Source organism: Stappia indica (assembly GCF_009789575.1).
GTDB lineage: Bacteria > Pseudomonadota > Alphaproteobacteria > Rhizobiales > Stappiaceae > Stappia > Stappia indica_A.
Genome location: NZ_CP046908.1, coordinates 2,270,290 through 2,283,853 on the forward strand (window position 1 = coordinate 2,270,290; position 13,564 = coordinate 2,283,853).

A 13,564-nucleotide genomic window follows, 5' to 3' on the forward strand; every position below is an offset into this window, starting at 1 on the left:
GAGCCTTAGAGCAGGAACGGAAAGCCGCCCTCGAGCTTCAAGAGCGCGATCTTGGTCTCACTGCCCCCTTCCCCCGAATACCCGCCGAGACCGCCGGCCGACAGCACCCGGTGACAGGGAATGATCACCGGGATCGGGTTGGCGCCGCACGCCTGCCCCACCGGCTGGCCAAAGGTGGAGAGCCGGGCCGCAAGGTCGCCATAAGTGCGCGTCTCGCCATAGGGAATGGCCAGCAACTCGCGAAACACCGACTGCTGGAATTCGTTGCCGGCCGGCGCCAGAGGCAAGTCGAAGCGCGTCAGGTCGCCGGCGAAATAGCGCCGCAACTGCTCGAGCGCCTCCTCCAGCAGCGGTGACGGCGACGGATCGCGCCGGCGCCCCCAGCCGACGCGCACGACGGCATCGCGCTCGGCCTCGATCTCGAGAGGGCCGACGGGAGTATCGAGATGGGCAACATCGCTCACGACAACCGCTCCGGAAAGTGCAAGGGGAGACCCCCTTCAGGGTCTGGGCACCAGTCCTCTTCCAAGGGACGTAAGCGCGCGATATCAAGGGTCTCGACGAACCTAACAGACCATGCCGTGCGGGGCGAGATCGCCTGTCCGGTCCCGGGAGGAACCATGCTGAAAACCATCGAAGGCTTCAACAGGATCGGCGAGGAGAACGCCTTCGCCGTGCTGGCGCGCGCCACCGAACTCGCCCGCACCGGCAAGGACATCATCAATCTCGGCATCGGCCAACCCGATTTCCGCACGCCCGACCACATCGTCGAGGCGGCGGTGAAGGCGCTGCGCGACGGCCATCACGGCTATACGCCGGCAACCGGTATCCTGCCCCTGCGCGAAGGCGTTGCCGCCGACATCGAGAAGCGGACCGGCGTTGCCGTCGATCCCGACAAGGTCGTCGTCGTGCCGGGCGGCAAGGTCACCATGTTCATGGCGATCCTGATGTTCGGAGAGCCCGGCGCGGAAATCCTCTATCCAGATCCCGGCTTTCCCATCTACCGCTCGATGATCGAGTTCACCGGCGCAACGCCGGTGCCGGTGCCGATCCGCGAGGAAAACGACTTCGCCTTCTCCGCGGAGGAAACGCTCGGCCTGCTGACGCCGAATACCCGCCTGATCATTCTCAACTCGCCCGCCAACCCGACCGGCGGCGTGACGCCGCGCGCCGAGATCGAGAAGCTGGTGGCCGGCCTTGCCGCACGTCCCGACATCGCCATCCTGTCGGACGAGATCTACGGCCAGATGACCTATGACGGTGCGGTCCACACCTCGCTGCTGGAGTTCGAGGCGATCCGCGACCGGCTGATCCTGCTCGACGGCTGGTCGAAGACCTATGCCATGACCGGCTGGCGCATGGGCTATGCGGTCTGGCCGCAGGTCCTGATCGACAAGGCGCGCAAGCTCGCGGTCAACTGCTGGTCCTGCGTCAACGCACCGGCCCAATATGCCGGCCTCGCCGCGCTGGAGGGGCCGCAGGATGCGGTCGCCGACATGATGCGGGAGTTCGACAAGCGCCGGAAGCTGGTGGTGGACGGTCTGAATGCCCTGCCCGGCGTCAGCGCACGCACGCCGATGGGCGCCTTCTACGCCTTTCCCAACATCTCCGCGACCGGCTGGAAGGCGAAGCCCCTGGCAAGCGCGCTGCTGGAGGAAACCGGCGTTGCCACCATCGGCGGGCCGGATTTCGGCATTCTCGGCGAGGGCTATATCCGCCTGTCCTACGCAAACTCGGCCGAAAACATCGCCCGCGCGCTGGAGCGCATGGGCGAGTTCCTGTCGGACAAGGCCAAGTAGGCCCTGAGGCGCCGGATCAGCGCGCTGTCGGAATGAGCGCCGACAGCGCGACGGCCTGCTCGGGCACGAGGAGCAGGAAAACGCCAGCCGGCGCCACCGAGGCCAGACCCTCGCTCTCGCCCACATCGAAGGCGGCAAGCACGCTGCCATTGGCGAGCACGAACTCGATGCCGCCCTCCGGCGGCACGCGCCAGCCCAGTTGCGGCAGTTCGCCGCCGGCCGGGCTCGTGCATGCGCTCATGTCGGCGCGGAAGGCGTCCTGCGGAAAGAGGCCGCCGGCCGCCTCGGCCGTCAGGTCGAGCCGGCAGACGGTCCCGGACACCTCGTCGATCAGCTGCCAGTGACCTGCGACGCGCGCCTCGACCGGCTGTGCTCCGATGAAGCCGGTGCCGAAGAACACCAGCGAGAACAGCGTGACGGCGACGAGAACGCCGATCCGTTGCATGTGAAGCGCCATGATCCCGTTCCTGCTTCTGCGAGGCGCGCGCGATGCGCAACCTGGTCCGGCAGCGGATGAGGGCGGACGGACTCAACCGCTCGTACCGTCATCACCCGGCTGCAATCGGAACAGGATCGGCCGAACCGATTAACGCTTCGTTAAGCTTGTTCAGACCTTTCGCACGAAAGGCGTCTCGGCAACCGGGGTGACCGGCTTCCCCTCCCGGAACCAGGACAGCAGGTTGTCGACGACGAGCTGGCCCATGGCGTTGCGGGTATGCTGCGAGGCCGACCCGACATGCGGCAGCAGAACCACGTGATCCATGTCGATGAGCGCCTGCGGCACGCGCGGCTCGTCCTCGAACACATCGAGACCGGCGGACAGTATCGTCCCGTCCTGCAAGGCCGTCACCAGCGCCGGCTCGTCGATGACCGTCCCGCGGCCGACATTGACGACGATGCCCTCCGGCCCGAGCGCCGTCAGCACCTCGGCATTGACGATCCCCTTTGTGGACGCGCCGCCGGGTGCCACCACCATCAGCGTGTCGCAGGCCTCGGCCATGCCGAGCAACGTCTCGTGATAGCGATAGGCGACATCGGGCTGGCGCGAGCGCCCGTGATAGTGGATCTCGAGGCCAAAGGCCTCGGCGCGCCTGGCGATCGCCTTGCCGATACGGCCGAGACCGAGAATGCCGAGCTTGCGCCCGCGCAGCGTCGCACGGGTCAGCGGGAACGGCCCCTTGGCCACCCACTGGCCGGCGCGCAGGTAGCGCTCGGCCGCCGGCAGTTCGCGCGCCGACATCAAGAGCAGGCTCATGGCGGTGTCGGCGACTTCCTCGCTCAGGACGTCGGGCGTGTTGGTGACGCAAATGCCCTTCGCCGCGCAGTAGCGGGCATCGACGGAATCGTAGCCGACACCGAAATTGGCGACGATCTCCAGCGACGGCAGCCGGTCGATCAGCGCGGCGTTGACCGGAACATGCGCCCCGCCTGCCACCGCCTGAATGCGCGCGCACAGATCGGCGGGCAATGCGGCCACATCCGCCGCCGCCACCCGGTGAACGGTGAAGTGCTTGTCGAGGCTCGTCTCCACCAGTGGCAGCATACGTCCGAGCATCAGGATTTCGGCCAGCGCCATTATGTCTTTCTCCCTTTCAGATCAAATGAAGGATTGCGCGAATCCTCACCCCGCAGCCCCTTTCGGCGGCGGAGTGCTCTCGCGGATGTTGAGGGCCGGCGCAATCATGCGACGCTCGTCGCCGACCGCTTCGCCGCCGATCTGGCGCAGGATCAGCTCCGCCGCCTCGCGGCCGATGCGACCCGGATTGTTGCCGACCGACGTGAGCGACGGCGAACCGCCAGCGGCTCCGTCGGTGTCGTCATAGCCGCCGACCGCCATCCCGCTCCCCGGCTCGACCCCGGCTCGCTTCAAAGCGTCGATCAGCCCGAAGGCGATGAGATCGTTGAAGCCGAAGACGGCCGTCGGTCGCGGCTGCGCCGCAAGAAGCGCCGGCACGGCATCGCGCCCGTCCGCCTGTGTCATCAGCTCGGGGATGTCCACCTGGGCGGCCGGATCGAGACCCGCAGCCTCCAGCGCCTGGCGCCAGCCGAGATTGCGGTCGCGTCCGGCCGAGCTGCGGCGTCTGCCGCCCACCATGGCGATGCGTTCGTGCCCTTGCGCAATCAGATGCTCGGTGAGCATCCGCCCGCCGGCGATATCGTCGCCGCGCACCACCGGGGCACGCGCTCCCTCCACATCGCGGCAGATCAGCGTCACCGGGATGCCGGTCTCGACCAGCTGGTTGATTTCCTCGGCAGTGGTGTCGACGGAGGCGCACAGAAGCAGACCATCGATCCGGTGCTGCAGCAGGCTGTCGACGAAACTGCGCTGGCGCCGCACGTCGTCCCGGTGATTGCAGATCAGGACGACCTGCTGCTCCCGCCCCAGCTCATCCTCCAGCGCGCGGAAGATCTCGGCGAAATACGGGTTGAGGATGTCGTGGACGGCAATGCCGACCATGTTGGAGCGCGCTGTGCGCAAGGCTGCAGCCGAGCGATTGTAGATATAGCCGACGCTACGGGCATGCGCCTTGATCCGTTCGCGGGTTTCCGCCGCGACAAGAGGCGAATTGCGCAGGGCGAGCGATACCGTGGCGGTCGAGACCTGAAGCTCTGCCGCCATGTCGCCGAGCGTGATGCGCCGGTGCGCGCTGCGAGAGGAGGCACGCGAGGACGAGGCTCCGGTCTCGCCTGCCGGCCTGCCGGGACGATCCCGGTTCGAGGAAGATCTGTCGCTCACGATGCGTCCTTCGCGCCGGATCGCTTGCCTGCGACCCTAATCGATTGAAAGATCGCCCATCGCACCAGAGCACACAAGGCGACCTACCCCCGCCCCAGCGATGCGGCGTCGGCCGCAACCTCTGCCTTCGAGATCTTGCGCTCGCGATAGAGGATGTAGAGGCCCGAAGCGGTGACGATGGACGCGCCGATCACCGTGTAGACGGTCGGAACATCGGCGAAGACGAGATAGCCGAGCGCCACCATCCACAGGATCTGCGTATACATGAAAGGCGCCAGCACCGGGGCCGGCGCCAGCACATGTGCACGGATCAGCGCGAAATGGCCGATGCCGCCCAGCGCGCCGGTCGCCAGCAGCAGCACCCAGTGCCAGGCACTGGACGGCATCTGCCAGGCGGAAATACCGAAGGGTGCGATTGCCGTAGCGGCAACGATGGCGGAGATCATCAGCATTCCGACCGGTGAATCGGTCTGCGTCAGCATGCGTGTTGTCAGCACGTAGATCGCATAGCAGAGCATCGAGCAGACCGAGAGCAGGGCCGCCCAGTGCATCTCGCCGAAGCCCGGCCGCGTGACGACCAGAATGCCGATGAAGCCGACGATGATCGCCATCCACCGGCGCATGCCGGCCCACTCGTTGAGCAGCGGCCCGGCCAGCGCGGTCACCACGAAGGGCGTCGCGAACATGATCGACACCGTCTCGGCCAGCTGCATGTAGCGGATCGCGAAGAAGTTGAACGCCGTCGAGCCCAACAGGCAAAGAGCCCTGAGAATCTGCAGGCCCCAGCGGCGCGTGTGCAGCACCTGCGGCGTACGCCAGAGACGGAACAGCAGGATGCCGTAGAAGATATGCGTCATGAAACGCATCCACACGACCTGCTCGGTCGGCAGATACTGGCCGAGATACTTCGCCGTCGTATCGAGGCAGGAAAAACACAGGAAGGCGAAACAGATCAGCGCAATGCCGACGAAACGCTCCGGAATGAGCTGGCGCCAGTCGCTGACCGCCCGTTGCAGGGAATCCAAGATATACCCTCACTCGTCTGCCGACCGGCGTCGGCAGGTCGACGCACGCCATCGGTCACGACCGAAATCGTGCATTTGTCCTATTAATTAGAATAGATCAGGGAATCTTGCGACTTGTCATGTCGCGGAAATGCACACCGGCTATGCGCTGGAGGCAACCCGGACCATCGCTTCGCGCAGGGCGCGCGCAAAACGGAGCGCGCCCCCGGGCGCACTCCGCTGGATGTGCCAGAAAACGCCAGAAACGTTGGCCTATTCGGGGTCGTCGACCTCGAGATCGACCTCGTCGACGGTCCGCGAGCCGAGGTTCTTCTCGACCTGCCTGAGCAGCTTGCGCAGCTTCTTGCGGTCCTTCTCGTCGAGACCGGCAAGCGCCTCCCGTTCGAGACGCTTCCATGCCCGATCGATTGTCTCGACCAGCGCCCGGCCCTCGTCGGTAAGGAAGACCCGGGCAAGGCGCCCGTCGGTTTCGGAAGCCGCGCGGCGCAGGAAACCCTGCGCCGAAAGGCGCGTCACCATCTTGGTGATGGTCGGCGGCTGTACCGAGAGTACGGCCGCAAGCTGGCTCATGGTCTGGCCGTCACCTTCCGACAGGACCTTGAGCACGGCTTCCTGGCCCGGATGAAGCCCGATCCGGGAGAGGTGGATGCCTGCGCGCGAACGATGGGCCTTGGCCGTTTGAGCCAGGCGAAACGTCACGCTCTTTTTGTAATTGAACGCCATGTTTCGCCTTCTAATGCCGGCAAATGAAAGCTTGATGACAGCGAACGAAAATCGCGTCCATCCTTCATGGCCAATCCCGGACATGCCGTCCACGTCCGCATAATGCGTCCGGAATGACACGGAATCAAAAGGGATTCGCCGCCAAGGCGAAAACACCAGCCCGGCAGTCAGGTGTCGAAGCGGACAAAAAGGCGGCTTACCACCGCGCCAGCTTGCGTTTCACTTTCTCAAGATAGCGCCTGCGACTGTCGTCGGTGGAGGTGTCCATCTTGTAGTGGGCAAGATAGCGAACCCGGCACCACGGATGGCACAGGGCCCGGATGCCACGCAACACGGTCTTGCGGCCCGGCTCGCCGATCACCTTCGACACCAGCCACGACGCGCCGCAGGTCGTGACCACCGCGATCTTGCGGATGTGCTGCATGCGCGGCCGCGTGCCGGTTGTCTCCGTGGGAATATCGAAGGTGACATGGGGGATCCAGACCCGGTCCAGATAGCCCTTGAGCATCGCCGGCAGCCCGTACCACCAGGTCGGGTAGACGAAGAGCAGCGCCTCGGCCCACAGGATGTCGTCGACATGCTCGGCGACCGGATCCCGGTTGACCGCCGGATCGGCGTAGCGCCGCCATTCGCTCTCCTGCATCACGGGATCGAACCCGCATGCATAAAGGTCGGTAAGGCGCGTCTCGTGGCCAGCGGCGCCAAGTGTTTCCACCGCCGCCTTGCACAGGGCTGCGGCAAAGCTGTCCGCAGCGGGATGGCAGAAGATCACAAGGACGCGCATCAAAGCCTCTCGAGTTCCGCAGTAACGCGCGCGACGAAAGCCTTCCGCCCGGCCTCGTCGATCCGGTTCATGTCATAGAGCGCCAGATAGGACAGCCGCCCGGTCGGCGCGATCAGCGCCCGCAGCACTCTTCGCACCAGCTTGCGCGGCGGATCGCCGACCAGGCAGGCTCGCAGCCGGCTGCCGCCATAGGTCGTCACCGCCACGAGCCTGCGAATATGCTGGAGGTTGGGCACGACCTTGCCGTCGCGCATGCGGAAGGAAACGCCGGGCAGGAACACCCGGTCGAAATAACCCTTCAGGATCGCCGGAAAGCCGAAGTTCCAGACCGGGTAGACGAGCACGATCGCCTCCGCCCGCATCAACTGCTCGACATAGTCCGCCACCGGTTCGCGGTTACGCTCCACATCGTGATAGGCGAGCCGCTCCTCCCGGCTGAGGACCGGGTCGAAGCCCTTGGCGTAAAGATCGCATTCCTCGACCGAATGCCCCGCGGCCACGAGCACCCGCAGGGCCTCGTTCTTCAGCGCGGTGGAGAAGCTTTCCTCCACCGGATGCGCATGGATGAGCAGCACGCGCAAGGGGGCCGGCCTATCGTGCGAGGCCGGGGAACAGGAATGTCTGCTCGGCCGAGAAGTCGAAATCCGGGTTTTCCCAGGCGATCATCTTCCCCGGGTTGAGCAGGCCCTTGGGGTCGGCCTCGGCCTTGAAGGCCAGTTGCACCGCATCGGTCTGCTTCATGCCGCCTTCTTCGAGCGTGTAGCGATGCGGATTGAAGATCGGGCAGCCGAGATCCTCGTGGATGCGGATGATCTCGTTGAGCCGCTCCTCGGTCGTGTAGCGCACCACCGGCAGGCCGAAGCAGGTGATCTTGCCGTCGAAGCGCACGAACTCCAGATGACCGGGAACCTCGTCGCCGAACATCTCGGCAAGCTTCACCGCCTTCTGCACATGATCGGGGAACGGATAGAGCACCTGCAGGTAGGTGATCGTGGGATCGACCCGCAGACCGCGCAGCGTTGTGTGGTTCCACGTCAGCTCATAGACCGGCGGCAGCCCCTTGCTCTCCTCCTCGCTCGCCAGATCCGAGCGATAGACGACCTCCGCTCCCTTCTGGCGGCGGGTGAACGCATCGAGGGCATCCATCGCGAAGGGCGCCACCATGAGCGCGCAGACGGACTGGTCCGAGCGCAGGAACTTGCGATGCCGCAGGAAATAGTCGTGCGGCAACGGCGCGGCGATAGGCGCGATCTCCTTGGTCAGGATGCCGTCCTGATTGGCGATCGCATCGGCATAGCGCGCCGCGCCGGCGAAATCGTCGAAGCCGACCAGCACATCGACCCAATCATAGGCTGCCGTCAGCGGCACCGTCACCTCGGTGATGATGCCGTTGGTGCCATAGGCGTGGCTGACCTTGTGCATGTCCTCGCCGGACAGCGTCAGCACGCGCGGCTCGGCCTCCATCGTCACCACCTTCAGCGAGATGATGTTGCCGAAATCCCTGAGGCCGCCCCAGTTGATCGACCCGACACCGCCCGAACCGCCGGCGATGAAGCCGCCGATGGTTGCCGTCCGGTAGGTGGACGGGTGCATGCGCAGTTCCTGCCCCGTGGGACGCACGGCCTCGTCGATGGCGTACATGATCGCGCCGGCCTCTGCCCGCACGAAGCCGCGCCCCGTCTCCAGAACCTGGTTCATCTCGGCAAGGCTCAGCACCACGCCGCCGGACAGCGGCATGGCCTGGCCATAGTTGCCCGTGCCGGCACCGCGCGTCGTGACCGGGATATTCAGCTCGTAGCAGGCCTTCAGCACGCGGATCACGTCGTCCTGGCTGCGGGCGCTGACGACGATATCGGCGGTGACGTCCTCGAGCTGGCGCTTGAGAACCGGCGAGTACCAGAAGAAATCACGGCTCTTCTGCCGCACGATCTGCGGGTTGTCCTCGATCGCCAGACCTTCCAGGGCGGTCTTGAGCGCGGCGATGTCATGCATGATTCAAGGCTCCATCAGATCGTCGAGTTCGCGATAGTCGGGCAGTGTGCGCTCAAGGGCAATGCCGTCGCGCAGCACCCGGCGGGGACCGGACGGCCGTGCGCACAGTTCGTTCCAGTTGCGGGCCCGGAACAGCACGAGGTCGGCGGCGAGCCCCGCGTCGATCCGCCCGCGCGTCGGATCTCCGAGCAAGCTCGCAGGCGTCGTCGTGACCGTGCGGATCCAGTCGCCCGAAGGATGGTCGAGATGCAAGATGCGGGTCGCCTGGGTGAACACCTCGATCATGTCGAGGTCGCCATAGGCATAGAACGGATCACGCGTATTGTCGGAGGCGACCGCGACGGGAATGCCCCGCGCCTTCATCTCGTGCAACAGCGTCACGCCGCGCCAGCGCGGCGTCCGCCCGGCCTGCCGGTCCATCAAGTACATATTACAGAGCGGCAGCGACACCACGCCGATCCCCGCCCTGGCCACTAGGTCCAGCGTGCGGTCGACCTCGTCCGGCTCCTGGCGGGCCAGCGAGCAACAATGGCCGCAGACGATCCGGCCCTCGAACCGGTTGCGCAGCGCGCCCTCGGCAATGAGCGCCAGCGAGCGGGCCTGCGGGTCGGCGGTCTCGTCCACGTGGAAATCGAGATCGAGACCGCGCTCGGCTGCGGCGCGAAACAGCGCGTCGATATGTCCTTCCAGCCCCTCGATCATGTAGGTGACCGCACCGAGCGTGCCGCCCGTCTTCAGCACCGTGTCGGCGATCCGGTCGAGAAAGCCGGGGATCAGAAGGCTTTCGACGCCGTAAAGGGCGGACGCCTGCAACTCGATCCGGTCCATCCAGTCCTGCCGGATCTCGGCGAAGAGCGGCCAGCTGATCTCGTCCTGTGGCGGAATGCTGTCGAGATGCGTGCGGATCATCACCGTGCCGTGGGCATGGGCACAGCGCAGGGCGAAATCCATCCGCCGCCGCAGGTCCGCCGCAGACCAGCGTGCCGGCCGGTCCGCCGAGACCGCTTCCAGTGCACCGGGAAAGGTGCCGTCCGGATTGGGCCGGCGCGGCCAGATATGGCCCTTGTCGAGATGCGTGTGCATGTCGACGAAGCCGGGCAGCACCAGACCGCCGTCGAGGTCGACGACCGCAACGCCTTCCCGCCGTTCCAGCAGGCCCGGCGGCGCGATGGCAGCAATCTCGCCATGCTCGATGTGGATGTCCGCCCGGCCGAGGCCGTCGCCGATATGGTTCAGCGTGCCGCCGGTGACGGCGCTCGGCACGGTGGCATTGGCCAGCAGGACCCTGCCGGTCGCGGGAATTTCGGGCACCACATATGTCATCAGGTCAAGAATCCCGCTTGATCGCGCTTTCGTGCCAATGGCGCAGCAGCAGATGCGACAGCACGCTCAGGCTGGCGAAGATGATGATGCCGGTGACCGAAATGAGCAGGATGGCCGCGAACATGCGCGGGATGTTCAGCCGGTAGCTCGCCTCGAGGATCTTGAACGCCAGCCCCGAGCCAAGGCCGCCGGTGCCGGCAACGAACTCGGCCACGATGGCACCGATCAGCGACAATCCGCCGGCGATCTTCAGCCCGCCGAGGAAGTAGGGCAGCGCCGCCGGCAGGCGCAGATAGCGCAGCGTCTGCCAGCGGGTGGCCCCATAGAGCTGGAACAGATTGCGCAGGTTGTGGTCCGCGGAGTTGAGCCCGAGCGTCGTGTTCGACAGGATCGGGAAGAACGCGACGATCCACGCGCAAATCAGGAGGCCGGCGATCTTCGAGGGAACATAGATGAAGATCAGCGGTGCGATGACGATGACCGGCGTCACCTGCAGGATCACCGCATAGGGAAAGAACGACATCTCCACCCATTTCGACTGGGCAAAGAGTACTGCGAGACCGACGCCACCGACCGTGGCGATGACCAGCGCCCCGAGTGTGATCGCGATGGTGATCAGCAGGGCCGGCCACAGCATCGACCAGTCGGTGATCAGTGCCTGCACCACCCGGTCCGGACCCGGCAGGATGTAGTGGGGCACCTTGAAGGCAACGACATACCACTGCCAAAGGGCGATGGTCGCGATCATCACCACCACCGGCAGCAGCCAGCGGGCGGTCCGGTCGATACGCTCGCGGCGCGCCTTGCGCAGTTCCGCCGGATCGACGGGCGCTGCCGCCTCGACGTTCAGGCTTGCGGTCGTGTCCAGGTTGGCCGTCATGCGGTCGTCCTCTGGGTGTTCGACGAAAAGCGGTGCAGGTCTCCTCGACCCGCCACCGCAACTCAGTGGTTGCCGTCGCCCTCTGCGGCCATCGCTGCCTGCAGCGCCTCCGATGCGCTGCGGCAATGGTCGGAATAGGCGTGCGAGGTGCGAAAGGTCTCGTCCCGCGGATACGGGGCATCCACAGAAAGGTCGGCAACGACGCGCCCGGGACGGGCCGCCATGACCACGATCCGGTTGGACAGGTAGACGCTCTCGAACACCGAGTGGGTCACGAAGATCACCGTCCAGCCGAACTCCTGCCACAGGCGCAGCAGATCGTTGTTGAGGCGGAAGCGGGTGATCTCGTCCAGCGCCGCGAAGGGCTCGTCCATCAGCAAAAGACGCGGCTTCGTCACCAGCGCCCTGGCGATGGAAACGCGCATCTTCATGCCGCCCGAAAGCTCCCGCGGGTAGCTGGCCGCGAACCGCTCCAGCCCCACCATCTCCAGCGCTTCCATCACAGCGGTGCGCGAGGCGTCGGCGGACCTGCCCTTCAGCTTGAGCGGCAGGTGCACGTTGTCGAACACCGTCGCCCAAGGCATCAGGGTCGGCTCCTGGAACACGAAGCTGATGGCGTGGTCATGGGCACCGGGTCGCTCGTCCGGCCACACCAGGCGGCCTGCCGTCGGGCTCGACAGCCCGGCGATGATCCGCAAGGCCGTCGACTTGCCGCAGCCGGAGGGGCCGAGGAGGCTGACGAACTCGCCGCTGTTGATGTCGAGCGTCATGTCCTTCAGCGCCACAGTGGCGTTGGCGAAGGTCTTCGACACCCGCTGCAGCGAGACGATGGGCTTGCGCGGGGCGGCATCGCCCCCCGCCGTCATGATCGGGGAGGCGCTCATCGCGCGCCTCCCTTTGTCGCCGGCCGGACCGGCCGGATCGCTCTGCAACTGGACAAGGCCGTTCAGTTCCCCGTCAGCTTCTTTTTCAGATCGAGGCCGACGCCCTTGTTCACGAACTGGAGCGTGTAGGTCTTCTTGATGTCGAGCCCGTCCTCGATCACGCCGGCCTTGACCATCTTCTGGTAGAAGTCGGTCATCCGCTCGTCGGTCATGGCGCCGATGCCCATCGTCTCGGAATCTCCGGAATCGACGATGCCGTACTCCTTCATCTTGTCGATGGAGAAGGCGATCTGCTCGTCCGTCATTTCCGGATTGGCCGCCTTGATCGCGTCGTTCGCAGCGGAGTTGTCGCCATAAAGGTAGTTGTTCCAGCCGATCGCCGAGCCTTCGACGAAGCACTTCACCACCTCGGGCCGATTCGCGACCGTGTCAGCCATCGTCTCGACGGTGGTGGCATAGGTGCTGAAGCCGTGGTCGGCGATCAGGTAGATGTCCGGCACGAACCCGCCCACGCGCTCGACCGCATAAGGCTCGGACGTCACGTAGCCCTGCTGGCCGGCCGCAGGATCGGCCAGGAACGGCGCCGGGTTGAATGTGTAGGGACGGCGCTGCTCGACGGTGAATCCGAACTCGGAGATCATCCACTGGTAGTAGGAGGCAAAGCCGTTGTCGCCGATCAGCAGCGGCGCAGTACCGGCCATCGCCTCGAAGCTCTCATACTTGCCGGGATGAGTGATGATGACCTGCGGCTCTTTCTGGAAGTCTGCGGCCACCACGACGACCGGAATGTCCTCGCGCAGGGCGAAGAACGTCTGCAGCATGTTGCCGCCCATCAGGAAGTCGATCTTGCCGGCCAGCATGAGCGCCCGGTTGTTCACCTGCGGGCCGCCCGGCACGATGGTGACATCGAGGCCGCACGCCTTGTAGGTGCCGTCGGCAACGGCCTGGTAGTAGCCGCCATGCTCGGCCTGGGCGAGCCAGTTGGTGCCGAACGTCACCGCCTCCTGGGCAAGCGATCCGCCCGCCGAAATCGAAACAAACGCAAATGCCGCGCCCCCAAGCAGGGCGCCCTTCGAAACTGTCCGCATGATGCTGTCCGCCTCCAGAAATGCTCCAAACCCGTTCCGGCCTTGAAAGGCCGTCCGTCCCGTTCTTGTTTGAGGGCGATCCGCGCTCCCGAGAGCGGGAACCGCCACAGCCGACCGAGTATGATCGGCCATCGAGGATCGGCCACGCTCAAATTGCAGCCATCTCCTCCCAGCACAGCAATCGACGTGCCATACGCCTTGAGATACCAGTCAATTCTGACAGTCCTGCAAGGGCTGGAACCGTTTGTGGAACCTGCGCCGAAGAGACAGTGGCAGAACCGACCAGGCAAGTCCCTTTCAGCGGCGCTTCACGACATCGTCGCGCCACA

Annotated in this window: 14 protein-coding genes; 1 reads left to right on the top strand and 13 read right to left on the bottom strand. The window is 65.5% G+C overall.

The annotated features are described in order from the left end of the window. Positions 1-5: 5 nt before the first annotated feature. Positions 6-464: a methylated-DNA--[protein]-cysteine S-methyltransferase gene (locus GH266_RS10645; protein WP_158193888.1), complete on the bottom strand. Its 459-nt coding sequence runs from the start codon at positions 462-464 to the stop codon at positions 6-8. 156 nt (positions 465-620) lie between these two features. Here GH266_RS10645 and GH266_RS10650 point away from each other — a divergent pair, with 156 nt between their 5' ends. After that, positions 621-1,799 (top strand): pyridoxal phosphate-dependent aminotransferase, encoded by a 1,179-nt coding sequence (locus GH266_RS10650; protein ID WP_158193889.1) that lies wholly within the window; start codon positions 621-623, stop codon positions 1,797-1,799. A 16-nt stretch (positions 1,800-1,815) separates the two neighbouring features. On the opposite strand, the gene GH266_RS10655 is transcribed toward GH266_RS10650, so the two are convergent. The 12 genes from GH266_RS10655 to GH266_RS10710 form a co-directional block, all read right to left on the bottom strand. After that, on the bottom strand, positions 1,816-2,256 hold the full coding sequence (locus GH266_RS10655; RefSeq protein ID WP_158193890.1) for an AprI/Inh family metalloprotease inhibitor: 441 nt from the start codon (positions 2,254-2,256) through the stop codon (positions 1,816-1,818). A gap of 150 nt (positions 2,257-2,406) precedes the next feature. Continuing rightward, positions 2,407-3,375, bottom strand: a complete 969-nt coding sequence (locus tag GH266_RS10660) for a 2-hydroxyacid dehydrogenase (protein WP_158193891.1) — start codon at positions 3,373-3,375, stop codon at positions 2,407-2,409. A gap of 45 nt (positions 3,376-3,420) precedes the next feature. After that, complete coding sequence (locus GH266_RS10665) at positions 3,421-4,536, bottom strand: LacI family DNA-binding transcriptional regulator (protein WP_209001579.1); 1,116 nt, start codon at positions 4,534-4,536, stop codon at positions 3,421-3,423. Positions 4,537-4,619: 83 nt separating this feature from the next. Continuing rightward, positions 4,620-5,561 carry a DMT family transporter gene (locus tag GH266_RS10670; protein WP_209001580.1) on the bottom strand — a complete coding sequence of 314 codons (942 nt, stop codon included), beginning with the start codon at positions 5,559-5,561 and terminating at the stop codon, positions 4,620-4,622. Between the two features lie 252 nt (positions 5,562-5,813). Next, positions 5,814-6,284, bottom strand: coding sequence for a MarR family winged helix-turn-helix transcriptional regulator (locus GH266_RS10675; protein ID WP_158196152.1), 471 nt, complete (start codon positions 6,282-6,284; stop codon positions 5,814-5,816). A gap of 196 nt (positions 6,285-6,480) precedes the next feature. Further along, positions 6,481-7,068, bottom strand: a complete 588-nt coding sequence (locus GH266_RS10680; RefSeq protein WP_158193892.1) for an NAD(P)H-dependent oxidoreductase — start codon at positions 7,066-7,068, stop codon at positions 6,481-6,483. Next, positions 7,068-7,649, bottom strand: a complete 582-nt coding sequence (locus GH266_RS10685; RefSeq protein WP_158193893.1) for an NAD(P)H-dependent oxidoreductase — start codon at positions 7,647-7,649, stop codon at positions 7,068-7,070. The genes GH266_RS10680 and GH266_RS10685 overlap by 1 nt, the downstream gene beginning before the upstream one ends. Before the next feature lie 10 nt (positions 7,650-7,659). Then, positions 7,660-9,060, bottom strand: a complete 1,401-nt coding sequence (locus GH266_RS10690) for an FAD-binding oxidoreductase (protein WP_158193894.1) — start codon at positions 9,058-9,060, stop codon at positions 7,660-7,662. 3 nt (positions 9,061-9,063) lie between these two features. After that, a complete protein-coding gene (locus tag GH266_RS10695; RefSeq protein ID WP_158193895.1) occupies positions 9,064-10,383 on the bottom strand; it encodes a cytosine deaminase in 1,320 nt (439 codons plus the stop codon). A gap of 4 nt (positions 10,384-10,387) precedes the next feature. Continuing rightward, positions 10,388-11,263 (bottom strand): ABC transporter permease, encoded by an 876-nt coding sequence (locus tag GH266_RS10700; RefSeq protein ID WP_158193896.1) that lies wholly within the window; start codon positions 11,261-11,263, stop codon positions 10,388-10,390. A 62-nt stretch (positions 11,264-11,325) separates the two neighbouring features. Beyond that, positions 11,326-12,147 (bottom strand): ABC transporter ATP-binding protein, encoded by an 822-nt coding sequence (locus tag GH266_RS10705; RefSeq protein WP_158193897.1) that lies wholly within the window; start codon positions 12,145-12,147, stop codon positions 11,326-11,328. A 62-nt stretch (positions 12,148-12,209) separates the two neighbouring features. Continuing rightward, entirely contained in the window at positions 12,210-13,235 is a 1,026-nt protein-coding gene (locus GH266_RS10710; RefSeq protein ID WP_158193898.1) for an ABC transporter substrate-binding protein, read from the bottom strand. Between the last annotated feature and the right edge of the window lie 329 nt (positions 13,236-13,564).